The following is a 24956-nucleotide window of genomic DNA, read 5'->3' on the forward strand; positions in this document are numbered from 1 at the left end:
TAGTCAGGGCTCCTGTCAGCCCGGCCGACACAAGGACTCGGGGTCCCGGTCCGAACTTTCATCGAATTTCAGGAGGAAGCATGACGGTCACAACCACATCGAACGTCGACGAAAACGGTCCTGAGGGCGGCTCGGAGTTGCCTGCTCTCTTGCCCTGGGGCGACTTGCAGCCGTCCTTGTCGCTGATGGTCCTTCAAGCCACGGAAGGTGACATCGACTCCGGCTTCACTGCTCTCGACCAGTTCTTGCTGCGCGGCAGTGCGAATCGTCGAGGTGCCGATGTTCGATTGACGGCGCGGAATTCTTGGGTATCCGGCGAAAAAATCTCGCCGGATCTGGATGAGGCACTGGCCGAGGCGGGGGTTGACCGGATGGCGAGCTTCGTCGTAGAGAAGAACCGTGCGGCCGGCTGGCTGTGCAAGGACTCCGGCCTCTGGTCGGATTATGTCGGGCGGGAGTTTCCGCTCGTCGTTCTCTTTCGTGTGGGGAGGTTCGCGGTAATCCATGCTTGCCCCACAGAGATGGACCGTCTGAAGCGGTGGCTTCGGCAGCCGCTGTGCCGATGGAAGATGGTTACTGCAAGCGTGCTCGAAAATGCGCTACTTCAGGATGAAATCAAAGCTCTGTGGCTGTACGGTGTGCATCGGCCGAGGCGAAATAAGCCGGACTCGAAAATGATCAGTGGAACGAGTGTCGGCGAAGCTCTCGACCGTGCGGGCGATGCGACATTCGCGCTGGGGTCCGGGCGGGCTTCGCTGCCCGACGATCCGGAGCGTGTAGCCCTGAAGGGAAAGATCGGAACGACACCGCGGAACTCTCGAGTCTGGTCATCGCGCCGGCTCGAGTTCGCCGTGTTCGTGCAGGCAGTCGGTGAGCTGGTGCGAATGATCGAAAAGCAAATGGCCGATACGGCCACCGCTATACCGGTGCTATCGCAGCTGGCGCAGCCGACGACCGAGACCGACGGGATTTTCGGCGCCATCGATATGGTTCCCGTCCTCTTCGATGAGCCTCCCGACATCGCGGAATCGGATGCCGACCGCGCGGCGGCCGTCGCGGTGCTCGAGCATGCGACCTTCGTGGTTACCGGCCGCCCAGACTCCCCCGATTTCGTGGTAGAGGCCGGCATCGACGGAACGATCGGCGGCTCGTTGACGGTTGCGCAGCGATGGGAGGGCGGTAGGCACTCGTTGAAAGTTGGCCACATGCCAGGCAAACAGCCGAGTCGGGAAGACTTGGTCATACCGGTCAAGAATGCGATCGGCAGCGGCGAACTCGTGCGCGTGTACTATCGATCGGGCCATATGCTCTATGACGGCCATTTTTACAAAGATCAGGTTCCGGACGTGCATTTTCCGAAATGGGATTGGAAGAGCTTCGAAGGCTATCGGATCGATCTTGAGAAGCCGGATACCAAGAAGCCGCAGGAGATACACGACAGAATTGGTCTGGAGGATGACAGATCGCTGTTCGGCTGGGTTTGCCGTCGCTACGGAGAAGGGTGGTTGACATGCGATGACGGGTCGAGAGAAGCTGCCGACTTCATTCACATCGACACTGATGGCAAGTTGCGGCTGATACATGTCAAGAAGGCCGAGAACGCAGGATCGGGCAGGCGTATTGCCGTTACACCCTACGAAGTGGTGGTCAGCCAGGCCCTCAAGAACTTGGTCTACACCGACGTCGAACGGCTGCGTCGACATCTTGAACGTCCCAGCGTTGCGCGGCCTGCGACATGGAACAACGGCGTACGTGCTGGGGATCGGTGGGAGCTGCTGGAGATGCTGGACAGCCGCAGTCCGACCGACGGTTTCGAGATCGTTATCGTGCAGCCGCATCTGAGCGAGGTCCAGTATCGCGCCCATGTGGGGCTGTCGTGTGGTGCCGGAGCGTCCGATGATACTTTTCGGCTTCGTCTATTGGAACGCTTGCTGCACAGCGCACGCCAGGAAGTAATCGGCGGCACATGCGAAGAACTCGTGGTCACCTCGAGTAGGACTTGAGGTGACAACTCTGGCAGTCGGGTCGATCAGGCTGCCACGGTGGTGAATTCTCCGGCGGTGATGCCTGCTGTGAAGGCGTTCCATTCGCGGAACGTGTAGGTGAGTTCGGTGCCGACCGCATCCCTGGCGATGACAGTGCCTGTGGTGGAGTCGATTTCGGTCGTCGGGATGCCCAGTTCGGAACCGAACCCAATAGGTCTCGCCGCGATCGTGAGAAACTCGGCCCAGTGGCGGGCGGGGATGACGATCACCGGCTGATCGGCCGGCGGCCCGTCGTACTTGCTGTCTCGCATGAGCACTACGTCTCCGTCGAACCGGACCTCGACACAGCTGGTGGTGTCCTTGGAGAAGCTGGACTTGAACCAGTCTGTTCGTACCGAGGTGGCCTTGGAAGTGCTCATGGAGTCAGCCTAGCCGACGTATTTGCTCCTGGACCAAGGCATTTGAGTCGTCGCGGCTGAGTGCGTACTGCTGGGCGAGTTCGTGGGTAACCTCAAGGGCCTGAACGGAGTTCGGGTCTTCGATCAACCCGGACGGTCCTGGCGACTCGTACCAGCCCATGGTGGGCAGGATCGTGCTCGCGAAATCGAGCAGGTGGAACGTCGCGCCGGAGTGCATGCCGCCGGTTGCGTCGAACGGGATGAAACGGATGTCGATGCTCGGATGCTGTTCGATCAAGTCCGCCAGGTGCCGGAGCTGACCGCGCAGAACATCCTCGCCGCCGATCTTCTGGCGAAGCGCAGCCTCACTGACCACCGCGGTTAGCTGCAACGGGTCGTCTTTGTCGGTGAGCCGCTGCTGGCGGCGCATCCTCACGTCCACACGCTGCTTGACCTATGCCTTCGGAATGAACGTCGTGTCGGAGGCGATCAGGGCGTGGGCGTAGTCGGCGGTCTGCAGGAGTCCGGGGATGAGGACGCTGTCGTAGGTGCGTACCAGTTCGGCGCCGTATTCGAGGCCGTAGAAGCGGAGTAGTTCGGTGGAGAACAGGGCGCTGTAGTCCTGCCACCAGCCGCGCTGCTTGCCGGTGGCGCGGAGTTCGAAGATCAGCTCGCGCTCGGCGCCGTCGATTTCGAGCAGGTCGCACATGATCTGCAGTTTCTCTTCGGTCAGCATGCGGCGGTCGGCTTCGACGTGGGACCAGTTGGCCGGCGAGATGGAGACGGCCTTCGACACGGCCGCGGCGTCGAGGCCGAGCTGCTGACGGCGTTCGCGCAACCGGCGGATGAGTTCCCAGCGGGCGACTGTCGGTGATGTCGGTGTCATCGGTCCTGCCGTTCGTCTGGATGTTGCACGGAATCTACACCATTGCCTCGTCTAGACAGTTGTCAAAACTGTCGTTGGAGCTTATGTTGTTGTGGCAACAGTCACAACGCGGGGGTTGGTGCACCGCTCAGGCGCTCCATCTGTCCTTGTCTCGAACCTCCGCGGCTATCGATAGGGCAGGTGGTCGCTATGCAGCTGGTGTCCGGTACCGATGCCGAGGGACTGTCGGCGTGGTACATCGGGCCGGAGTCGTGGACGCCGCCCTGGTTGCCTGGCCGCACGCTCACCACGCAGCAGGCGATCGCGGCAGTCTGCGCCGGTGAGGCACTCCAGCGTCGGCCGCCGAAGGGCGATCCGGTCTGGCGAACGATTCACGCCGGGGCGTACCTACTCGGGCTGACTGTTGGTGATCTCGCCGGGGTTCTCGATGTCGACTGCGAGATTCCGAAGCCGCCTTCGCTTCCGGCCCGGCCACGATTGTGGCTGCCGGGGCGGGTATAAGGGCCGACCACCGTGACTATGCGGGCGTACGCGATTGTGCGACAGGATATCTCGGGAGAATCGACGGATCTTCACATCGAACGGATACGTGAACTCGCCAAGCGTCGACACTTCGACCTCCGCGGTGTCCTGGAGGCGACTAGCGACGCTGACTTCGCGCTGCTCGTGGCCTCGTTCGAGCCATCCCGGATCTCCACATTGTTCGTTCCATCGATTACGCACATCGTCGGCTGGCTCGACGTCATCAGGCATGAGGTCCACGTGTGGACGCTCGAGCCGCTGAAGCTCTGGCCGCGGTTGACCGCGCCAGATGGCTGATGGTCCATGTGTGTCAGAGATCGCGAAGTCTCGTGTCCGCGATCTTGTCCGAAATCTATTGAACAGAGCAGATATTCGAGCAGCAAAGGATCAATGAGACATGAATACATCGGCACTTCGCATCCATCCGGTCGGCAACGATTTCACCTCGCGAACCGTGGTCGACCGATGGTGAAACTTCCCTCGAAAGACCAGCTCCTGGATGCCTGCACAGGAACGGGTCTGTTGGACCATCCTGTTCTGCACGACGCCTGCGAGTTGGCGAGGCTACACGCGACGAGACGCGCCGACGATGTTCACGGCGCTGACGAAACAGATTGTGCTCGTGCGGAATTGGTGTACCATATCGACCGCTGGGTGACGACTCATATGCCCCGGCCGATCGGTGCGGCCTATCTGCACTCCGAATCGGTGGGGATGATCGTCGACCGCTTCGCCGAGTACTGCGTAGCTGCCCTCGCCGCCCTCGAGGATGACGCAACGGAGCTGCATCGGCACTTTCTCTGGCAACGGCTCGGCGAGCTTGCCGTCGCCTACACCGATCTCGCCGTCGAGATCACGGCCGGCCTGCGGAAACTGCCGAACCTCGTTTACCCGCCGCCCGATCACGACCAGATGCGAGCAGGAGCTTCGCGATGAACGACACGGTGGGGATCGGCGGTCTGCTCGGAGACATCCGGCGCATCGGAGCGTGTCGCCAGGGTCGCCGCGCACATCGCCTTTCGGGTGGGCAGTAACAACGGGCTGCCGTTGCCGGGGACGTTGCCCTGCAACGGAACCGATCAGACAACCCGGCCGATTCATCGATTCGGCGCGGCAGAACGGGTGTGGGTGATCGGTTAGACTCGATGATTGCGTGCAGTGGTCTGGAAAGCATTCGACTTGTGATCCGGAGGGGGAGTCACTATGGAGACGCCGAGCTTGCTGTCGGCCAACTGGCTCGACTGGTACTACAGCCGCCATCTGGTGGCCTGCGCTCGGTCGGGTACGCCGTTCGAGCAGTATGTGGAGGGGGTTCTCGGACGCTTCCACGATGATTTCCTCAATCCGGCGCCAACGGGGCGATGGGGTGACGGTGGGTGTGACGGGGTGGCCGAGGCCGGAACGATCGCCTATGCCTGTTACGGCCAGCGGCCGGGGCGCAACGCCGAAGATGAGCTGGTCAAGAAGATCGGTGGGGACTTCGCGCGAGTGTACGACCAGTGGCCCGCGTTCCATACCTGGCGATTTGTGACCAACGCGCCCATGGGGCCGAAGGCGACGCAGACGATTGTCGATCTCCAGCAGGCACACGGCCCGGAGTCCGTACGCCCGTTGACGATTCGTGCGTTCGGTACCGACAAGCTATGGCGCGAGATCGTCGTGAAGCTGGGCATGGACGTCCTGAACGAGCTGTTCCCCGGGGCGCCGGGGATCGCCCACGTCGAGCTGGAAGACCTCATTCCCTTGCTGGACACGCTGGGTACCGATGGCGAGGTGGTCGGGTCGATCAGCGCCGTGTCGCCCATACCGGCGACCAAGATGGACTTCAACGCCCTGTCGGAGGCGAGCCGGACAGAGTTCAACTCCGGCCGGCTCCTGGCTCCGCAAATCGATCGGTGGTACGCGGAGTCGTCGGATCCCGGTCTCTACGACGCCCACGGCGAACGTTTTCGTGGTCTGTACCAGGAGATCCGCGCTGTTACCGAGAGTCCCGGCGAGATCCTCGAGCGGCTCTACGTCGCGGTGGCCGGGCCCAACGTGCGCATGGACGGCACAAGAGCCAACGCCGCATTCGCCGTAGTCTCCTATTTCTTCGACTCGTGCCATATCTTCGAGATGCCGCCCGATGAGGAGGCCACGACGTCGACTGTGGAGGTGCCCGATGCTTTTGCCCACTAAGGGTGTATCGCCGGAACGTGCCCTTCTCACGGTCGGGTCGGAACTGCTCGAGGAGCTTCGCAGCCCGATGTCGGTGTCGGCGCTGTGGGAGCGCTACAGTGACCGCCAGCGCGCGGCGGTGAGACCACGTCGGATCACTTTCGACTGGTTCTCCCTGGCGCTGGCATCTCTGTACGCGATGGGCCTGATCGACGCATTCGACGACGGCCGGTTGAGGCGTGCACATGTTCCTCAATGAGATTTCCGCATCGGATCATCGTTTCAAAACGTTGTACTTCCGAGAGGGACTCAACATACTTCTCGCCGACCGCACTGCGCGGTCGGAACAGGGGGAGAGCCGTAACAGCAGTGGTAAGACGAGCTTCGTCAAGATCCTCCGCTACCTTTTCGGTGGTGAACTGCCGCCGGAGTTCAAGGCGGCCGAACTAACCGAACATTGCTTCCATGCCCAGCTCACCCTCCCGGCGTCGACTTCGACTGGACAGGAAGAGGTATCGGTGGACCGGGCGGTATCGCCCAGCAGTAAGGTGCAGGTCCACGGTTGGTCCGCGACCGTCGGCGAAACGAAAATGAAAGTCGACGAGTGGCGGGAGCTCTTGTCACGCCGGGTATTTCGCATACCCGAAGGCGTTGCTCGTCCCACGGTAGGCCAGCTGTGGGCGCAGCTGATCAGAACCTCGTTCCTCAACCCCATCAAAGGTCATCAGGCGGAACCGGACTGGGAATCCGGTGTGAAACTGGGCTTCATGCTGGGCCTGTCTCCTGAAATTCTCGGCAAGGCCGGCGAACTGGACCGGCTCACCAAGCAGAGCAAGGCAATTCGTAAGGCGGTTCAGGAGGGCGCACTCGCACACCTGTCACTCGACGAGTCGGCACTGCGCGCAGGTGTGGCAACCGCGCGACGGCGCCGCGATCGCATGCGCGAGGATCTCCGGGCCTTCAAGGTCGACGATCGCTACGCCGACCATCAGCGGGAAGCTGATCGGTTGAGTGCAGATATCCGCCGGCGGAACGAGGAAGGGCTGGCCCTTCAACGGCGACAACGAGAACTCGAAGACACCCTCCGTGACGAGATGGTCAGTGCCGTGAACGACAGCTTGACCGCGAAATTGGATCGGGTCTATGCGGAAATAGGTGTGGCGCTGCCGGATACCGTCACTCGCCGCTACGAGGATGTCGCCGCGTTCCATCAGTCTGTTGTACGCAACCGGCGCCTGTTCCTCGAACAAGAGCTCGAGGCGGTCCGTTCACGTCTCGCCGTCATCGACCGGGAACGCCGAGTCCTCGACGCCCGGAGGGCGCAGGTCATGCGGTTGCTCAGCGAAACGGTCGCTCTCGATACATTCCTGAGTGCACAACGCGATCTGGCCGAACGCGAGGCGGAGGTCGCGGATATCGAGCGGCGACTCGACGCGGCCCAGTCGATCACCATGATCAACGACACCATCAAATTGAAGACCGCGGAACTGGTCGCGGCGGTGCGGGCGGAAACCCATGACCGATCCGATCAGCTCGACGAATCGATCGCCCTCTTCGGCGAACTCGGTGCGGAGATCTACACCGACCGCGAGGCATCCCTGCTCGTATCACCCAGTCCCAAGGGAATACTCACGGTCGAGCCACAAATCTCCGGCGACGCGAGTTCCGGGATCCGCAGTGTGGAAATCTTCATGCTCGATATGGTCTGCACGGTCGCGGCGATCAAAGCCGGGCGCGGTCCGCGAATCCTCGTCCACGACAGCCACCTCTTCGACTCGATCGACGGTCGGCAGGTCGCATCCTGTTTGAATATCGGCGCCAGGCTCGCCGACGAAGTCGGATTCCAGTACATCGTGACCCTGAACTCCGATTTTCTAGCCAGCGTCGAGGCGCAGAGCGACGGGGCGTTCGATTCGGGGCCCTATGTCCTCGGAACCCACCTGACCGATGAGACCGAGACCGGTGGGCTGTTCGGCTTCCGTTTCGGATAGATACGGGTGCCCGCAGCCCACCGCTCGGTCCGGACCGCCCGTCAGGTGAGGGCTGTGTGTTTGATCTGGTCGAATTCCTTGGTGGTGATTGTTCCTGCGTCGAGTAGTTTCTTTGCGTCGGCGATCTGGGATACGGAGTTGGTGCCTGCGACGTCTCTGATGTATGTGTCCTGGGCGTCGCGGGCGCGTACGGCGTGTGCGGTGGCGCGGTCGGCCATGCTGTTTCCGCGCAGGATCAGGTAGAGGACGGCGGTGATCAGGGGCAGGATGATCAGGCTGACCATCCAGAGTGCTTTGACGACGCCCGAGGTGTCGCGATCGCGGAACAGGTCGGCGATGATCGAGAAAAGCACCATCAGGTATGCAACGAACAAGAAGCTCATGATGATGAGCCAGAACACTTCCCACACAGACATTTGCGATTGCCCTTCTTTGGCGACGGCAGTCCGCGGGTGGCCTGCTCGGAGGCAGGTCGCGGTGGGTGCCGCTGCGGCCGTGGCCGCGGGATAGAGGCCGTCCGGTCAGGCGTTCATGAAGCGCGAGTTCGTACGGCACTGAGGCTGTCGCACGCGGCTTGCGGATCGCGTGTCCTCCTATGAGTCGTGCCTCCAGCCTCGACTACACGAATTCAAGGTAGTGCGAAGGACTCTCGTGTACCAGAGCAGAAGGTCCCCGATCCGGCATCGCCGGTGGCTCGCGGATCTACTCGGGATTGTCCGAGGCCGGGGTGGCGTCGATGTCGTTCCGGTCGGGTGCACCCACGGGTTGCCGGGGTATCCGCCCGGTGAAGAACAATGCTCCGACGGCGAGAAATGCGGCGAGGGAGAACGCGACTCGCAATGCGTCGAGGCGTGCGGTGGAGTTGACCTCGAGGATGTTCGCACTGGTGTCTTCGGGGACCGCGGCGCTCTCCAGTTTTGTGCGCAGTTCCGTATCGGACAGGAACGGGACGCCGGTGGCCAGTTCGGTGGTGGCCTGTTCTTTCACCGACGGTGGTACGGCGGGGTCGGCTTGGATTCCGGCGACGATCGAGGCGCTCAGGGTTGCGATGAGTACCGATCCGATCAATGCCGTCCCCAGGGAGGCGCCGAGATTGGTGGCCGTGTTCTGTAGTCCGCCGACCTCGGCGCTCTGCGAATCGGTCACGGCCGACACGGTGACGGCGCCGAGTTGTGCTGCCAGAGCGCCCAATCCGAGGCCCAGCAGCACCATGGGGACGGCGACGACGGCGGCATTGGCGCCGGGATCCATGCCCGCCACGAGGAACAGGATGCCGGCGATCATCGACATCAGGCCCAACCGGACGACGCGGCGGGGGCTCGCGTGCGGCCAGAGTTTGGGGATTCCGCCCGCGGCTACCAGCAGCGCCAAGGACAGGGGGAGAATTCGGAGCCCGGTCTGTAGCGCGTTGAGTTCGAGCACCACCGACAGGAACAGGGGGACGGCGAAGAACACTCCGGCCTGCACCGTGAATTGGGCGAAGAACATGCTGAGTCCGCCGGTGAGCTGCCGATTCCGCAGCAGCCGGGGGTCGATCAGCGGTTCGCCGCCGCGGTCGGCCAGATGGGTTTGCCACCGTAGGAAGACGTACAGCAGCACCGAGCCGCCGAGCAGCAGCCATACCACCGGGGACAGTCCGAGGATCTCCGTTCCGCCGGGCTTGGCCTGGATCCAGCCCCACTCGCTCGACCGCAGCACACCGAAGACGAGCATGCCCAGGCTCAGCACCGACAGGGCCGAGCCGGCCAGGTCGAGATGTACCTTCGCGGGTGCGACGTCCTTGATCCGGCGGAGCATCAGCAGAATGATCACCACGAGGACGACCTCGCCGAGGAAGACGTACCGCCACGAGGCGAACGTGGTCACGGCGCCGCCGATGAGCGGGCCCGCCGCGATCGCCGCCGCCCCGGCCGCGGCCACCAGACCGTAAGCGGCCGAACGTCGTTCGGGCGGGAAGTTCGCGGCGACCAGGGCGACGATCGCGGGCATGATCAACGCGGCGCCGATTCCCTCGAGCAGAGACCAGCCGATCAGCAGCACCGTCAGGTTCGGCGCCACGGTGGTGACGAACGAGCCCAGTCCGTAGATGCCGAGGCCGACTGCGAATGCCCGGCGCCGGCCCAGGATCGTCCCTATTTTGCCGCCGGTGATCATCAGGGTCGCCATCACGAGCGTGTACAAGGTGACGGCCGTCTGGATGCCGGTGATCGTGGTGCCGAGGTCCGCGGCCACGGTGGCCAGGGATACGTTCATCACGGAGGCGTCCAGTGTCATCAGGAACTGGCTGGACGCCAGCACGGTGAGCACCAGGCCGGAGCCTGTTGCCGCGGTTGGCTTTCGGTCCGTTGCCATGAGTCGACTCCTCGTATCTTGCTGCGGAAGAACCCCTTTCGCGGTCTCGTTGCTGGGGCGCCGTGGGTCAGATTCCCGTGTGCGCGGTGATGCGGTGCCGATCGATCGCCTTGGTCAGCTCCGCATGGTCGCGGTCGTTCTGTTCGGCGTAGGTTGCCGCGAATTCGGTCAGGGCGTAATCGAATTCGGTGCCGGTCCCGAGGTAGGCGGCAATCGCGATCCGGTCCCCGGACCGGGCGTGGGCGAAGGCGAGGACTCGGCCGCACAGTCGCCCGTACAACGTCATGAAGTCGGGCGCCATCGTCTCGATCACCGCCGAACCTTTGCCGTCACGGAGCTGACGTATATAGAAGTCGCGCTCCACGCCGTCGGGGCCCGGGTTGCGAGTCCAGCCCAGGAAGATGTCGCTGGCGGATTGCATCAGTTGCTGCCCGGTGACCACCCGTTCGCCTTCGGTCGTGAACGGCGGGCCTTCGACGTAATCCGCGAGGACCGACCTGCTTGCCTCTTTGACCTGGAGAAACAGTGGGTCACCGTCGTCGGCCCCGAGTAGCAGGGCGATCCATGTGCGGGTTCCGACGCTGCCGACACCGACCACTTTGCGCGCGAACTGGACCAGCCGATACTGCTCGATCAGGAGGCGCCGATCTCGTTGCAGTGTGCGGGTGTATGCGTCGAGTCGCTGGTGCAGGTCTCGATACAGCGATTCCCCATCGGTTTCGGTGTACAACTCTTCGATCGGGACTATCAGTGGCGGATCGCTGACGATACGTCTCGTACCGTCCACGACCCTGGTCAGCTTCGACAAGGCTTGGATGCTGTCGCGGCGCCGCGCCTTCTGCAATGCCGAGCGGGTCCGTTTGCGCTGTGCTGAATCGAGTTGGGTGCGAAGGGCTTCGAGTTCGGCCGCGGCGTCGATGCGGGAATACCAGACCGCCAGATTCCCCCGTTGCGCCTGCCCGGTCATGGTCTCGCGGTATTCGGCGGCGCAGGCCCGCACCACCCTGTTGCATTGTTTGCCGGTGAATCCGTTCGCGGCCGCCGCGATCGCCAGGCTCGCGGCCAGTCGCTTGACATCCCATTCGAACGGTCCGGGATACGTTTCGTCGAAGTCGTCGACGTCGAATGCGAGCCTGCGTTCGGGAGTGGCGAAGAGCCCGAAGTTGCTCAGGTGGGCGTCCCCGCACAGCTGGGTGCGCAGGCCGGTGGCAGGCGTGTGGGACAGGTCGTCGGTCATGACCGCGGCCGCGCCTCGATAGAAGGAGAACGCCGAGGCCGCCATGCGGCCGTAGCGGATCGGGACGAGCTCCGCGACCCGATCGCCGGCCTGACGCTCGAGCAGGCCGACGGGATCGCGTGTCGCGGTGCTGTCGTGCTGCGCGAGCGCGGCGAGCGGAAGGTCGCGGCGCGCAGCCTTCCCGTGTCGCGCCCGTTCGCTCCTGGTCCGGTATGCGGTAACACCGTCGCCACGCGGATCCGCCGACTCCCGGCGCAGGCATTGCAACTTTTCGTGCTCGGCGTTATCGAGCAGTTCGTTTCGTGCGGCATTCATAGAATCCGCCTCAATCGGCGGCGAATATCGCCGCCACTGGATTTCATTCGCGCAGGGGTCTGATGTGGTCGACACCGCTCGGACGGCGCCGACATCGGGTGCGATGATCAGCACCGACCACCACGGGTACTACGGCAGCTACAGAATCAGCATGCGCCCCGAACGGATGATCCGATAGGGGGTACGCCAGAACGCCCGAATGAGTCCTGCGCCGCCGGTCACCGCCGGCGCGTGCAAGGCACCTTTCGCGCACTCCGGCACACTGATGATCACCTGCATGGACGCAGCGGTAGCCGGACCGTTCCGGCGTGTACGCGCCCGGTGACTGGCTCGGACCGTTCTGTGCAGGTAGTGCGTAGAACCCCGACCCATGGCGGTAGGGAACCAGTCGAACACCGGGGGCGAGGACTACGTGACGGTCGAAGAGGTGTTCTAATTCGCTGGCGGCCATGTTCGACAAGCTCGCCACCGACGGTGCACTCCAGATCGACGATCCACACCTGGCGGCAACCCAGTTCAACTGGCTGCTGATGGCCGAACCGCTCGAACGCGCCATGCTCCTCGGTATCGACGACACCCCACCCGCAGCAGAACTCGACCGCTACGCCGAGCACGCGGTGCGCACCTTCCTCGCCACACACCGAACGGCCCAGCCGGACCAGTGGCCACAGATGTGCCTTGCCCGCAGAACCGTTGCCAGTCTATTATTAGACCGTTCAACGGTTTATTAATTGCGGAGGGAGTTGGAGTGGCCCGAACGGTGGATCCGGCGGCCTACGCAGTGCGGCGCGGCGAGATCCTCGACGCCGCACAGCGTTTGCTCATCGCCAAGGGCTATGCCCAGATGAGCATCCAGGACGTGCTCGGCGACCTGGGTATCTCCCGGGGCGCGCTGTACCACTACTTCGGCTCGAAGCAGGCTCTGCTGGCCGGGGTCGTGGAGCGGACCGCGGAGACGATACGAGCCCAGCTCGAGCCGGAAACTCACGCGGAGGGCCGCGATCCGCTCGCCAAGCTCGGCCGAATGTTCGCGGCACTCGCGGGCTGGAAGACCGGGCATCGCACCGGGTTGGTTGCACTACTCGAGGTGTGGCAATCCGATCATAATGCTCTGTTGCGGCAGCGAACCCGTGCAATCACCACAGAGCGGTTGGCGCCGCTGTTCGGGCAGGTCATCGAACAAGGTGTCGGCGAGGGCGTGTTCACTGTGCCCGTCCCCGGCAACTTCGGCCGCGTTCTGGTGGATCTGATCCACGACCTGAACGGGCGGCTGGCCGAGCTGTTCCTCGCCTCCGAGCCGGTGAACTCCGAGTCCGCGCAGATAACCCTGGACACAATCGACCGAACCGTCACCTCGTATACCGCTGCGATCGAACGGATGCTGGGGGTTCCATCAGGGGCGATCACCTTGGTGGAGCCATCGATCCTGCACGCCTGGTTCGATCCGAATTCAGATAAGAAAGACTCGATATGAAAATCGCACTCATCGTTCTGCTGATCCTGTACTGCGTACAGTCGCTGGTGAGATTCGCCGTGCACTTCCTGCTGCCCTACGACAAGCGGATCCGGGCGATGGAGCGCAACTACAGCCAGAACCACCGGGTCATCGCCATCTACGACGACATCACCTTGCTGGTACAGGTAATCCTCGTCGTGTTGCTGTTCGCGACGGGCATGGACGCACTGAGCTTCCTCACCGGCCTGTTCGTCGGAATGAGCTTGATACAGATCTACTTCCACCGCTTCATCCACCCGCTGGCGCCCGACAAGCTCCCGGAAAGCCCATACCCGCCGGTCAAGCTGATGTCGTGGGCTATTCAGGCACGCCCGGCGTTCGCCTGGCGCGAATACCTGCTCATGGCCGCACTGTCGATCTGGGGACTGTACGCCCTGATCGACGACATCCTGGCCAACTGACAGTTCCGATTCGAACAGGAAAGGCGGCCGGTGATTTTGACACCGCCCCCGCCAGCGGCGGGTTCGATTCAGCCAAGCTCACTTCCGACCTCGGAGCCGTGGAGTAGTCCGAACGGTGGACGGAGCGCGTGGCACGCCATCGAACACCCGTTCGTCAGAAACCGCGAAAGTCGAGGGGCGATGAGGTAGAGCAGAGTGCCGTGTTGTTGGTGGCGTTTCTTCGTCGCCCATGCGCAGTCGGGTGAAGATCTCCTCGAGGATGTCTGCTCTGGTGTTTTCCGCGACCGCGGTGCTATCCAATTTTACGCGCAGCGTCCAGTGCCATCAGGAGCTGGCTGGACGCCGACTATCGGGTCAGTGTGGTGAGAGCTGTAGCCGTCCGGCGCGTTTCAGCGTCAGTATGGTGCCCACCGTTATGTAGCCGCGCCATTCCAGTGCGGCGGCCGGAGAATAGCTGTCGAAGTCTACGGTCCAGCCACCGTCGTCCTGTTGTTGTGCGGCCAGCTCGTCCAGTTCGGCTTCGATCACGCCGGCGCGTAGCAGTGTGCTTGCCGGGCTGCCGGGGACCGAGGCGAAATTGAGGGCACGCATCGTCTCTCCCGCACGGCCGCCCTGAACAGGGACGAGTCCGTCATCGGGCACGAACCGGGCGAGCCGCGCCAGCAGGCGGGGTGCCTCCGGGTACCGCTCGTACGCGGCGTCCAGAAAGCGGACCGCGAACGAGAGCGCGATCGCGTGTGGTGCCGAGTCCAATGCGCTGATCGCGTCGAGGCAGTACTTGCCGGCGCGCGCCGGCCAGGGGTGCGCCGCGACGGCTGGGTCGTGCGCGGCGACCCGCAGGGCGGCGCCCGCGGCGAAGGCGGTGCTCTGCAATGTCGAGACAGTGGGCTCGGCGTTGGCCCAGAAGGGCGCGCAGGCGCTGGCGTCGGCCATCGGCAGCGCGAACGGCAGGCCGCCGTCGGGGAGCGTCACCGAGTTCAGCCAGTCGCACAATTCGACCGCGCGTACCGTGGTGGCCGGCGCGATGTCTTCGAAAACCTCGAAGGCGTGCAGCGCGCCACCGGGCTGACTTTCCGGCGCGCGCAGGTCGGGCTCCAATCCCCAGCCGTAACCGCCGTCGTCATTGCGGTAGCCGTCCAGTGCGGCGAGTACGGCGTCCGGTCCCGCCTTCCCCACAGCCAACTCGAATCGGCGCCGGTCGAGCTGCCGGCCGTGGCCGGCGAGAAACGATGCGGCACGCGCCAGATCGACATCCATGGGTGCAACGATCGCACGGCCGGCGGAGCGGGTCTTGAACAAATCGGACACCGTGTCACCAGGTCCGATGGCCACATCGCGCGGTGGGCAACGCGAGCCTCGGCACGGGCAGGCCGACCTCACTCTTTCGGTAACGCCGCCAGCACCGCCCGGGAGAACACGGTGGCCTTCTCCGTCGCCCGCCGATACTTCCCCGGCCACGACCCCTCCCACCGCAGCAGTCCCATCCGATCCAGGATGTCGGTCACCGGGCGAACTGCGTCGTGGACCGCCGGATCCATTCTGCCGCCGTCGATCTGCCACCCGATCGCCGGCATGACCTCGCCGACGAATTGGGTGATGTCGTCTGTTTCGCCGGCGGCGAGGGCGATGAGGTAGAGCAGGGTGCCGTGTTGTTGGTGGTGTTTCTTCAGCGTGGCCGGGAATCGTTCGGTGATGTGGTGCCACAGGGCGAGTGGATCGCCTTGCAACGCACGGGCTTTGGCGGTGGTCCGGAGGCGGCCCTGGTATTTGCGCAGCAGGCCCAGGGTGACTGCCGATGTTCGCAGGTCGTGGACGGGTGGGGTGAGGTCCTCACGGTTGCCCTTGCCGATCCATTCGTCGCCCATGTGCAGCCGGGTGAAGATCTCCTCGACGATGGCCGGTGGTAGGAAGCCGGCCTTCGTGAGTTTGACGCCGTCGCCGATGATTTCGAGCAGATGGGAGTATGGGCTCACCATGGCGGCGGCTGTTTTCGTGTCGATCGGCACCGGAGTGTCGAGGCGGGCTCGATCGATCAGCACCAGCAGGTGGCGCCGGAGCATGCCGTGGGCTGTGCGGAGGAGGTCCGCGAGGGCGGGCGGTAGTTTCTCCGCGACCTGGTCTGTGGTTTCCCGCCGCACGAATGAGGCGAGAGCCTGGTTGATGTCGTCCGGGTCGAATGGCGTGAGCAGGTCTCGCGGTGGCTCGGCTCCGTATATTTCGATGAACTCGAGTCGAGCGGCGTCGTGGTCACGGTGCTCGGGATCGGTTGCGGCGGCGAGTAGTTCGTATCCCGGAACGCCTCCGCAATCCTCGGGCGGCCCTGGAAGCCGGCCCTTGATGCACACAGCGGCCGGCGCACCGGGCCGGTCGGGTAGCACCTCCTCGAGGGTGATCGCGTGCAGCCAGTCGTCGCCGAAGTCGTAGCAATAGAACAGCGTGTCGCTCTTGTTCCGTAGCACCTCGTCCAGCCGGACCTGCTGCTCGGGGATGCCTGGCCGGTCGCCCTCCTCGGCCATATAGGGGCACAGGTAGTACTCGGTCATGAGGTCGTAATACCTTGGCCCGCTGCCGAACTGGTGCAGATGGCTGTCGGTCCAGCCGAATGCGATCTGGAGGATCTCGTGCAGTTCGTCGAGGAACAGGTCCGACGAGATCTCCAGGCGTCGCCACAGCGGAGGCTTGGTGTCGGTGAGGTCGACGCGCACGCGGTAGGTGACCGTCTCACTTCGCCGAGGCGTGCGCCGGGACGGGACGGGAAACTCCTCGGCCTCCTCGCGCCCGACGGCGAAGATGTGTCCGAGCAGCGCCCTCAGTTCTTCCGGGCTCTTGCCGGGCAGGGCTGCGGCGAATTCGCCGAGCTGGTCATCGTTCATCGCCCGAGAGGCTACCGCGTGGTGGGATAGTGCTGACCCCAGCGGTGCGGGCTCTTCTGAGGGGGCGGTGCAGGCAGCGGTGAGTCCACGACGATCCCTGAAGCTCATTGCCGGCTTCACGAGAATGTCAAGCCGGTTGCAGCTCCACGATCGGGATCGTGCGCTGTGTCTTTTTCTGGTAGCCGGTGTACCGGCCTCGGTTCGCGGCGTCGAGGAGCGACCAGCGGCGGGCGAAATCCGGGTCGGAAGGCAGGGTGACGCGGGCGTGGACCCGCTTCTTGCGGGTGCCGATCCGAATTTCGCAGTCGGGCTCGGCTTTGAGGTTGGCGAGCCAGTCGGGGGGTGTGGGCGATCCGCCGGCGGAGGCGACTACCAGATATGCCCGGTCGTCCCGGGCGTAGATCAGGGCGGCGGTTCGGGGGCGGCCCGACTTGCGACCGATGGTGTGCAACAACAGAGTTGGGGTGCCGAGTAGCAGGCGGTGCCCCAGCAGTCCGCTCGTTCGCTCATAGATCCATTGGTGGGTGTTCAACACGCGATGGTAGAGGTCGGTCATGACTGTCCTCGCTATTTCCGGCGCGGATGGGCATGTCCAATGTAGGCATTGTCCACAAAGTGGTCAATGTCAACATCGATGCTAGGCTGATAACCGCTATGTGTGCCGATCGTCCCTACCATCACGGTGATCTGCGGGAGCAACTGCTCGGCCGTGCGGAGCAGGCATTGCGTGCGGACGGCGTGGAGCGGCTCTCGCTGCGCCGTCTCGCGCGCGAGGTGGGCGTTACCCACAATGCGCCCAGCCGTCATTTCCCGGACAAGCAGGCATTGCTGGATGCGTTGGCCCTCGTGGGATTTCAACGACTCGGCAACGCCTTCGGTGCGGCCGCCGTCGAGGCCGAGGGGCGTCCGTTCGAGGAGCGGTTCCGGGTGCTGGCGCGCGCCTATCTGGATTTCGCCCTCGACAATTCGGCACTGCTGACCTTGATGTTCGCCCGCAAACACAGCCCGGCCACGGGCGCGGACATGGCCGCGGCCGTGGCGGGCGCGTTCGCGGTTCCGGTGCGGCTGACCGCCGAGGGGCAGGCTCGCGGCGAGGTCGTCGAGGGCGATCCCATGCGCCTCGGGCGGACGATCGCCGTTGCGCTGCAAGGCCTGGTCGGCTTCGTGACATCCGGGATGGTCGGTCCTGACGATATCGACGATCTGCTGAACGATACCGTGACCCGTCTGACCCTTGGTCTGCTGCCGCGGACCACCGTCGAGTGACGCACCGTCGATTGCCGTCCGAGGAGCCCAGGTGACCGCTACTGTTTCTCACCCGTTCGATCAGGCCGTCCATCTCACCCCCGAACCCGACGGGACATTCGGTGGGCAGACGAGCCAGGATTACGCGAACATGGTCGGTCCGTTCGGCGGCGTCACCGCGGCGACGCTGCTGCGGGCGGTCTCCCGGCATCCGCAGCGGCTCGGAGAGCCGTTGTCCCTCACCGTCAACTACGCGTCGCCGATCGGCGACGGGCCGTTCGTCATCACGGCCGATCCGGCGCAGACCAATCGCTCCACCCAGCATTGGATCGTGACGATGACGCAGGACGGAGTGGTGAAGACAACCGCCACAGCGGTTTTCGGCACCCGCCGCGACACCTTCGCCGCCACCGAGATCGCGCCGCCGCGGGCTCCGGAGGCTCGGACGATCGCGCCGCAGGAAACCCCCGAGTTCATCCCGTGGATGCGCAACTACGAGATGCGTTTCACCGCCGGAAGTTTCGATGTCGCACCGAGCGGACCGGCGAACGACTCGACGACCACGCTCTGGGTGCGTGACGCCCCGCCGCGCTCGCTGGATCACTTCTCGCTCACGGCGATCAGCGACGTCTTCGTTCCCCGGATCATGCTCCGGCTCGGCCGTGTGGTCCCCGCGGGAACCGTCTCGCTGAGCATCTACTTCCATGCCGACGCCGCCACCGTCGTCGAGCAAGGTGACGAGCCCGTGCTGGCCACCGCGCGCTCCCAGCATTTCGGCGCGGGCTTCGCCGACCAGGCGGCCCAGCTGTGGACCGGTGCGGGAACTCTGCTCGCGACCAGTCATCAGCTCGTCTATTTCAAGGCATAGCGCACGGATTTCCTCGCGCGTACGCGCGCGTGACGGCGCTGCCTCCCGGTAGGCTGCGCTCAGCGATGGGGAGGTGCCGCCGTGACGAGTGCAGGGGTTATGCGAATTCCGCCGCGCAACAGCAATCATGTCGATCGGGAGCAGGTGCTGCGGGCCGTGCGTGGGCTGGCCGCGTCGAGCACCGGGAACGTGACGGTCGTGTTCAAGGGGTTACCGAAGGTCGGGAAGACGGCGACCGCAACGGAATTGATGCATCTGCTGGGTGCGAGCTATCCCGACGGGCAGTTGTTCTATCGGCTGTCCGACACGCTGGACGACGCCGTCTCCGAGTCGGACAAGCTCCTGGAGGGTCTGCTGGCGCTCGGTGATCGGCGGGAGGAGATTCCCGACCGTGCCGACGCGCGGTGGAACCGGTATCTGGCTCGCACGGCCGGACTGCGGCTGCTCGTCGTCATCGACGGTGCCACGACCGAGCGCCAGGTGCGGGTACTGCGGCCGGCCGACGGGGAATCGCTGGTGCTGGTGACCGAGCGTTCTCCCGCAACGGATCTCAGCGGAGGGGGAGTGGAGGTGTTCGAGCTGGAGCGACTCGACGCCGCGGCGGCGCGCGAGTTGCTGGTCGGCATCGTCGGCGCGGATCGGGCCGATGCGGAACCGGAAGCGGTCGATCGCCTGGTCTCCTTGTGCGACAACCTCCCCGGTGCGCTGTGCATCGTCGGTGGCATGCTGCGGCAGCAGCGCGGCCGGTCTATCGGTGGCTTGGCGGACCGGCTCGGGGACGAGCGGTGGCGGTCGCGTCAGGTGCTGTCGAAGGTGTTCGATACCGCGTACCGGTCGCTGGACGAGCTGCCCGCGCGGTGTTATCGGGCGTTCGGTCTGCGCGCGCACGGCGGTCATGTCCATCCGGCCGCATTCTCCCGGGCCCTGCGCGTTCCGGAGGCCGAAATAACATGGGCCCTGCAGGAACTCGCCGATCTGCACCTGGTCTCGGAGTGGGACGGCGGCTACCACGTGGCGGAGCTGGTGCGCGTGCACGCCCGGTCGGTCGAGCAAGACCCCGATGACGTGCGTGCCGAGGCCGAAACCGGTCTGCTCCGCTATTACGACGAGAGCATCGGCGCCGCCGATGTACTCCTGGCGCCGGCCCGGCCCTGGCGAGCGCTGGTGCTGCGGGCGTCCTTCCCCACCACGGGCACAGCGGAATTCCGCGACGCCGACGAGGCCCGCCGCTGGCTGCGCAGTCACATGGCGAACATCGCGGCGGCGGCCGACTACGCGTACGCGAGCGGGCGAGACGACACGGTTGCCCGCTGGTGCGTGTTGCTGTGGTCGTTCCACGAGAAGGACAAGAATCTGGATGCCATGCAGGTGATCCACGAACACGGAGTGGCCTCGGCACGGCGGTCCGGTAATCGTGCGGTGGAGAGCCTGCTACAGATGCAACTGGGTTTCCGGCACTACTGGCTACGTGAACTCGATGCTGCGGCAGCGGCTTTCGGTGAGGCCATGCGGCTGGCCCGGGAACTGCCGAGATCGGCCGCGTCCGTGCAGTTGGAGGCGTCGAGCTTGGAAGGTCTCGGACTCGCCTACATCACGGCCGGGCAGACCGATGCGGCGCGAGATGCCCTGCGGAGCAACCACCGGATAGCCACCGATATCGGTGACGCGCGCCGAATCGCCTTGGCGGCACTGCATCTGGCGAAGGCCGAGGAACCCGATCGGGCGCTGACGCTGCTGGGCGAGGCCGAGGAGATCTTCGATTCGCTGGTGTCGGATGAGACCGAGAACCGTGCGAAGGTGTGGATGTGGCGCGGGCGCAAGCTTGTCGATGCGGGCAGGCCGCACGAAGCGCGGCAGCCGCTGCTCGATGCGCTGGCGGTGATGCGAGGTCGTCGCAGGCGGTTCGACGAAGCGGAAATACTTGTGGCCCTGGGTGATTGTGCCCGGGCCGCTGGTGAGTCCGAGCCCGAGCGGTACGGCGCCGCTCTCGCAATCTATCGGGATCTGTGTTTCCCCGACGCTGTCGCGGAGGTCGAGTCACGGCTTGCCGGCGGATGAGCGGGTCGCCTTCCGCTCTGTCGTCTCGATCGCCGTGACGGACAGGGCTTCTCCGCCGCAGTGCATCGTCCAGCGGCCGGCCAGGTCCGGCACCGTTCCGCCGCGGGCGACGAGATGGTAAGCGAGTGAGGCGAACAACCGGCAGGCATGGTCGGATCCGTCGACTCGCAGCAGGTGCTCGCCGTCGCCGAGCAGCCAGCGTCCGGGTGATTCCGGAGCGGTCGCCCAGGCGCATCCCGGCATCCGCGTGAGTGTGTCGGTGATCCACCGTTCGGTGTCGTTTCCCGCACCGCCGATGACGAGGTCGGCGAGTTGCAGCCATCGCACGCGCGGCTCGCGGACACCGGCGGCCAGATGTGTTCCGGGGCGGGGCGAGGTGCCGGCGCGCAAGGACTCCGCCGGGTAGCGCGTGATCGTGGCGGTGCGGTCCGAACCGGTAACCACCTGCACGACATGGGAATCCGGACCGGTGATGGGCCGGCGCGGCAGTGGCAGTGCATCGAGTTCGGCCGGTTCGGTGGGTTCGGCGAGGTCGAGTAGCTCGTACAGGGCCGTGCGGAGCACGGCCGCGCCGCATCCGGGTTCGGAGGTGGTCAGTGTGGTGATCTCGGCGTATCGGTCCGCGACATGATCGGCGATCGTGCTCCGAATCTGGTGCGTGGGATCGGCGGATTCGTCGAATCGTGGTGCCGCCGTGAGGAGTTGCGCGATCGGGGAGCCGGGGTCGACGGTGTGGGTGGGTGCGGTGGCCAGCAGGAGCGGAAGGCCGAGTGCCGCGCCGTAGAACGAGACGGACCCGTGGTCTCCCACGACGAGATCGGCGGCGACGAGGGCGGTGCGCCAGTCGTCGACCGTGTCCGGGATGTGCACCCCTGCGCGAGCCGCGCCGGACAGGTACTCCGACAGCTGCCAGCGCGAATGGTGCGCCGGGACGTTCGGATGCACTGCCAGGGTTACCCGATAGTCGTCGGCCGGGAGTGCGGCGGCCAGGGTTCGCGGTAGTTCGGGGTGCACGGCGAGTAGTGAGTCACGGCCCCAAGTGGAGGATATGACAATCAGTTTCTGCTGTGGCCGCACATCGAATGCGCGTCGGTAGGTGGCGCGCAGGGGAGTGCTCGCATGCAGGCGGTCGAAGCAGATGTCGCCTGCGACCAGCGCTTTCGGGTCCGCCTCCGGGCATGAGCGCAGTAGGCGGTCGCGCTGTTCGGAATGCGAGAGAACGATGAGCGACGGTACGACCCGGCCGTCGTACATCAACCACTCTTCGGACAACCCGAAAACGGGACTTTCAACGTGATTTGCGATTTGCGATTTGCGATTTGCGGCGAGGAATTTATTATATCCCATTCCGTGCGGAACCACGGCCAAAGGTGCTTGGATACGGTGTAATTCGCCGCCGTAGCTGGCGGCGACGGCCAGGTCGAAGGATTGGGTCAGCGCGGTCCGCCAGGGTGTTTCGCGTGCTCCCCGAGCCTCCAGGAAGCCGCTGGTGTCGGCGTCGAAGGCGGAGGATCCGGTGCGGGAGAACTCGATTCGGATTCGTGGATCGCTCGCGAGGACTCCGAGAACATCGAACAATCTCGTTGCCGCGGTGATGTTGTGTACCACCGCCAGTACGGTGCGTGAGTTCGGATAGGTCGACCAGCGGGCATCGCGTTCGTCCTGCTGCTGTTCGACCGGTGACACGGATTCCGATAGTAACGGTACGGACGAGCAGGTCGTGCGGATGTGCCGCGCGAATCACTTCTCGCAGGCAACCCCGTCATTGTCACCGTCGAGACCTGCCCGGTAGCCCGGGTCGCCCTTGCGCAACGGTGCCGCGCCTGCGGCTTTGGCGTCTTTGCAGGACTTGTAATAGACCTTCGATGCCGAGGTCGGGGCCGGCTTGGTGTGCGCGGGCGGCGTTGTCGCAGAGGGCGGCGGGGCGGCCGTCGGCGGCTCGGCCGGTGCAGGGGACTCGGCCGGCGGTGGGGGCTCTGCCGGTGGCGGCGGTCCGGCTGCGGCGGCGTTGGTGTCCACCGGGGCATCGAGCGTGGGAGGCGGGGCCGTGGGTTCCGGTGTCGATGCGGATTCGGGAACGATCGAACCGGTCGGGTCCGCAGGGAGGGCCCGGGGAGCGACGGTGTTGCTGCAAGCGGTGAGGAGGCCGACCCCGACGGTGGCTACAGCGAGGATAGTGCGGATGGGGGACAACGAGTTTCCTGTCGGGGTTGTTTCGAGTTCGAGCGGCGCCGCCGGTTGAGTCAGGATCACCTCGGGCGCATCCGGATGTTGTTACCTTGCCGTCGACAGGTGCGCAACCTCTAGCGCGGTCGTGGCAGGTCGACCCGTTTTCGGACTCGCTCAGTCGGTCTCTCGGATCGGTTCGTGCACAGCGGTTCGCGGTGCCGTCCCGTAGAGCTGTTCGATCTCCTCGGCGTATTTATCGGCGATGACTCTCCGCTTCAACTTCATCGTCACTGTGATCTCGTCGCCGCCGGGCTCCCAGAAGACGGGCAGTATCCGGAACCGTTTGACCTGTTCCACACGGGCCAATTTCGCATTACCCGAGCCGATCCCGGCTGCGATCTGCTCGATGACTGATCCATCGGCGGCGAGCGCGGCGGCCGATTCGGGCAACTGGTGTTGGGCCGCATAGGCTTTGGCGGTCTCCGTATCGAGCACCACGAGCGCCGTGTTGTACGGTCGCCCGTCGCCGATGACCGAGAGGGCGCCGATGAGTGCGCATTCGGTCTCCAGCGTGTTCTCGATGTGCGACGGCGACATGTTCTTGCCCGACGCGTTGATGAGGAGTTCCTTCTTGCGGTCGACGACGGTGAAGTAGCCGTCCTCGTCGCGGGTGACCACGTCGCCGGTGCGCAGCCAGCCGTCGGTGTCGACGGCCTCGGCGGTCTTCTCCGGCTCGCCGCGGTAACCCTTCATGACCAGCGGGCCGCGGACGAGTAGTTCACCGTCCTCGGCGAACCGCGCGGACATCCCCGGGAGCAACATTCCCGTGGTGCCCAGCCTGGCCTGTGCCGGGTGGCTGACGGTGCAGAGGCAGGTGAGCTCGGACATGCCCCAGATTTCGGTGATGGGGATGCCGAGGCCGGCGAAGAAGGCCAGGGTGTCGCGGGGGATCGGGGCGGCGCCGGACAGGGCCCAGCGGACTCGGTCCAGGCCCAGCTCGGCGCGCAGGCCGGACAACACCAGTTCGTCGGCACGAGACCACTCGGCTTGCAGGTCATCGGGAATCGCCTGTCCCGAGAGCTGGTAGTCGGCACGGCGGGTGGCCACGCCGAGCGCCCATTCGATGCCGTTGCGAGCCTCCTCGGGTTCGGCCGCGACGGCGGCACCGATAGCCGTGCGGAGCTTCTCCCAGACCCGCGGGACCGCACCCCAGATCGTCGGATGCAGATCGGCCAGGGCGGGGCCGATACGGCTCGGGTCGTCGACGCAGGTCACCTGAGTTCCGAAGGCCAGCTGGAAGTACAGCGCCGTCAAGCGGTCGGCGATATGAGCGGAGGGCATGTAGGAGGTGATGGTGTCGCCGAAGCGGATCCCCAGCACCTCTTCGACGGCATAGCACTCGAAAAGCAGGTTGGCGTGGGTGGTTTCGACACCCTTCGGTGCGCCGGTGGTGCCGGACGTGTAGATCAAGGTCGCCACGTCGTCGGGGCCGACCGCACGCCATACGGCCTCGAAGTCGAAACCGGCTGTACCGGAAGCGATCAGCTCCGCGACCGAGAGGGTGCCGGACGGTGCCTCGTCCACGCAGACGATGTGATCCGGCTCGACCCCGGCGGCACGCAGCCGATCGACGTACTGCGGCTCGCAGATCACGACGCGCGCACCGGAATTGGTGAGTACGTGTGCGATCTGCTCCGCGGGCAACGTGTTGTAGATCGAGAACGAGGTGGCCCCGAGGTGCATGGCCCCGACCTCCAGCGGATAGAACTCGATGCGGTTGGACATCATCAATGCCACGGTGTCGCCGCTCCGCACACCGAGCGCCGCCAGGCCGTTGGCGACATCGCGCACCTGCCGGGCGTACTCGCGCCAGGTGAGCGTGGCGGCGTCGCCGGGCGTGCGCAGGGCGACCGAATCCGGCTGCTGGGAGGCATTGTGTTGAAAAGCCGCACAGAGTGTTTCGAACCGAGTGGTGGTCATGAT

General features: G+C 64.8%; 23 protein-coding genes and 2 pseudogenes. 13 read left to right on the forward strand and 12 right to left on the reverse strand.

What is annotated here, in order from left to right; translation table 11 throughout:
* The first annotated feature begins 80 nt into the window (after positions 1-80).
* Complete coding sequence (locus D892_RS0118145) at positions 81-2003, forward strand: hypothetical protein (protein ID WP_024802611.1); 1923 nt, start codon at positions 81-83, stop codon at positions 2001-2003.
* Between the two features lie 26 nt (positions 2004-2029).
* On the opposite strand, the gene D892_RS0118150 is transcribed toward D892_RS0118145, so the two are convergent.
* Together D892_RS0118150 and D892_RS48585 are read right to left on the reverse strand one after the other, a co-directional pair.
* Entirely contained in the window at positions 2030-2404 is a 375-nt protein-coding gene (locus D892_RS0118150) for a DUF397 domain-containing protein (RefSeq protein WP_024802612.1), read from the reverse strand.
* 4 nt (positions 2405-2408) lie between these two features.
* Positions 2409-3269: pseudogene (locus tag D892_RS48585) on the reverse strand (helix-turn-helix domain-containing protein).
* Between the two features lie 189 nt (positions 3270-3458).
* Between D892_RS48585 and D892_RS41430 the strand changes: the two are divergent.
* From D892_RS41430 to D892_RS0118180, 6 genes are all read left to right on the forward strand, one after another.
* Entirely contained in the window at positions 3459-3770 is a 312-nt protein-coding gene (locus D892_RS41430; RefSeq protein ID WP_036567199.1) for a hypothetical protein, read from the forward strand.
* Between the two features lie 12 nt (positions 3771-3782).
* Positions 3783-4088, forward strand: a complete 306-nt coding sequence (locus D892_RS0118165; RefSeq protein WP_198036922.1) for a hypothetical protein — start codon at positions 3783-3785, stop codon at positions 4086-4088.
* Between the two features lie 168 nt (positions 4089-4256).
* The gene (locus tag D892_RS44545; RefSeq protein WP_024802615.1) at positions 4257-4727 is read left to right on the forward strand and encodes a DUF4254 domain-containing protein; all 471 of its coding nucleotides are present in this window, start codon (positions 4257-4259) and stop codon (positions 4725-4727) included.
* 267 nt (positions 4728-4994) lie between these two features.
* Entirely contained in the window at positions 4995-5969 is a 975-nt protein-coding gene (locus D892_RS41435) for an ABC-three component system protein (RefSeq protein WP_024802616.1), read from the forward strand.
* Complete coding sequence (locus tag D892_RS45255) at positions 5953-6207, forward strand: ABC-three component system middle component 6 (protein WP_084161110.1); 255 nt, start codon at positions 5953-5955, stop codon at positions 6205-6207. The genes D892_RS41435 and D892_RS45255 overlap by 17 nt, the downstream gene beginning before the upstream one ends.
* On the forward strand, positions 6194-7939 hold the full coding sequence (locus D892_RS0118180) for an ABC-three component system protein (protein ID WP_024802617.1): 1746 nt from the start codon (positions 6194-6196) through the stop codon (positions 7937-7939). Before D892_RS45255 ends, D892_RS0118180 begins: the two co-directional genes overlap by 14 nt.
* A gap of 41 nt (positions 7940-7980) precedes the next feature.
* Here D892_RS0118180 and D892_RS0118185 read toward each other — a convergent pair whose 3' ends face one another.
* From D892_RS0118185 to D892_RS46750, 4 genes are all read right to left on the reverse strand, one after another.
* Positions 7981-8355, reverse strand: coding sequence for a PLDc N-terminal domain-containing protein (locus tag D892_RS0118185; RefSeq protein WP_024802618.1), 375 nt, complete (start codon positions 8353-8355; stop codon positions 7981-7983).
* Positions 8356-8641: 286 nt separating this feature from the next.
* Entirely contained in the window at positions 8642-10291 is a 1650-nt protein-coding gene (locus tag D892_RS0118190) for an MFS transporter (protein ID WP_024802619.1), read from the reverse strand.
* Between the two features lie 67 nt (positions 10292-10358).
* Entirely contained in the window at positions 10359-11957 is a 1599-nt protein-coding gene (locus D892_RS0118195) for a DUF2252 domain-containing protein (RefSeq protein ID WP_232236107.1), read from the reverse strand.
* A gap of 24 nt (positions 11958-11981) precedes the next feature.
* On the reverse strand, positions 11982-12122 hold the full coding sequence (locus D892_RS46750; RefSeq protein WP_156959556.1) for a hypothetical protein: 141 nt from the start codon (positions 12120-12122) through the stop codon (positions 11982-11984).
* Between the two features lie 158 nt (positions 12123-12280).
* Here D892_RS46750 and D892_RS41440 point away from each other — a divergent pair.
* The 3 genes and pseudogenes from D892_RS41440 to D892_RS0118215 all read left to right on the forward strand — a co-directional run.
* Positions 12281-12574, forward strand: a pseudogene (locus D892_RS41440) (TetR/AcrR family transcriptional regulator C-terminal domain-containing protein); the annotation flags it as partial.
* Between the two features lie 17 nt (positions 12575-12591).
* Positions 12592-13317, forward strand: a complete 726-nt coding sequence (locus D892_RS0118210) for a TetR/AcrR family transcriptional regulator (RefSeq protein WP_024802622.1) — start codon at positions 12592-12594, stop codon at positions 13315-13317.
* On the forward strand, positions 13314-13760 hold the full coding sequence (locus D892_RS0118215) for a hypothetical protein (protein WP_024802623.1): 447 nt from the start codon (positions 13314-13316) through the stop codon (positions 13758-13760). The genes D892_RS0118210 and D892_RS0118215 overlap by 4 nt, the downstream gene beginning before the upstream one ends.
* Positions 13761-14114: 354 nt before the next feature.
* On the opposite strand, the gene D892_RS0118220 is transcribed toward D892_RS0118215, so the two are convergent.
* The 3 genes from D892_RS0118220 to D892_RS0118230 all read right to left on the reverse strand — a co-directional run bounded on the left by D892_RS0118220 (position 14115) and on the right by D892_RS0118230 (position 17189).
* Complete coding sequence (locus D892_RS0118220) at positions 14115-15017, reverse strand: hypothetical protein (protein WP_024802624.1); 903 nt, start codon at positions 15015-15017, stop codon at positions 14115-14117.
* A 119-nt stretch (positions 15018-15136) separates the two neighbouring features.
* Positions 15137-16633 (reverse strand): plasmid pRiA4b ORF-3 family protein, encoded by a 1497-nt coding sequence (locus D892_RS41445; RefSeq protein ID WP_024802625.1) that lies wholly within the window; start codon positions 16631-16633, stop codon positions 15137-15139.
* Positions 16634-16760: 127 nt separating this feature from the next.
* Complete coding sequence (locus D892_RS0118230) at positions 16761-17189, reverse strand: nitroreductase/quinone reductase family protein (protein ID WP_024802626.1); 429 nt, start codon at positions 17187-17189, stop codon at positions 16761-16763.
* Between the two features lie 26 nt (positions 17190-17215).
* Between D892_RS0118230 and D892_RS0118235 the strand changes: the two genes are divergently transcribed.
* From D892_RS0118235 to D892_RS0118245, 3 genes are all read left to right on the forward strand, one after another.
* On the forward strand, positions 17216-17899 hold the full coding sequence (locus D892_RS0118235; RefSeq protein ID WP_232236108.1) for a TetR/AcrR family transcriptional regulator: 684 nt from the start codon (positions 17216-17218) through the stop codon (positions 17897-17899).
* A gap of 31 nt (positions 17900-17930) precedes the next feature.
* Entirely contained in the window at positions 17931-18746 is an 816-nt protein-coding gene (locus D892_RS0118240; protein ID WP_024802628.1) for an acyl-CoA thioesterase II, read from the forward strand.
* An 81-nt stretch (positions 18747-18827) separates the two neighbouring features.
* Positions 18828-20804 carry a hypothetical protein gene (locus D892_RS0118245; RefSeq protein ID WP_156959558.1) on the forward strand — a complete coding sequence of 659 codons (1977 nt, stop codon included), beginning with the start codon at positions 18828-18830 and terminating at the stop codon, positions 20802-20804.
* Here D892_RS0118245 and D892_RS0118250 read toward each other — a convergent pair.
* From D892_RS0118250 to fadD11, 3 genes are all read right to left on the reverse strand, one after another.
* Complete coding sequence (locus tag D892_RS0118250; protein ID WP_024802630.1) at positions 20784-22490, reverse strand: hypothetical protein; 1707 nt, start codon at positions 22488-22490, stop codon at positions 20784-20786. The two genes, D892_RS0118245 and D892_RS0118250, sit on opposite strands and share 21 nt — an antisense overlap.
* A 54-nt stretch (positions 22491-22544) precedes the next feature.
* On the reverse strand, positions 22545-23057 hold the full coding sequence (locus D892_RS49635) for an excalibur calcium-binding domain-containing protein (RefSeq protein ID WP_084161113.1): 513 nt from the start codon (positions 23055-23057) through the stop codon (positions 22545-22547).
* A 90-nt stretch (positions 23058-23147) separates the two neighbouring features.
* A complete protein-coding gene (fadD11, locus tag D892_RS0118255) occupies positions 23148-24953 on the reverse strand; it encodes a fatty acid--CoA ligase FadD11 (RefSeq protein WP_024802631.1) in 1806 nt (601 codons plus the stop codon).
* Positions 24954-24956: the final 3 nt, after the last annotated feature.

It is taken from the genome of Nocardia sp. BMG51109 (assembly GCF_000526215.1).
Lineage (GTDB): Bacteria > Actinomycetota > Actinomycetes > Mycobacteriales > Mycobacteriaceae > Nocardia.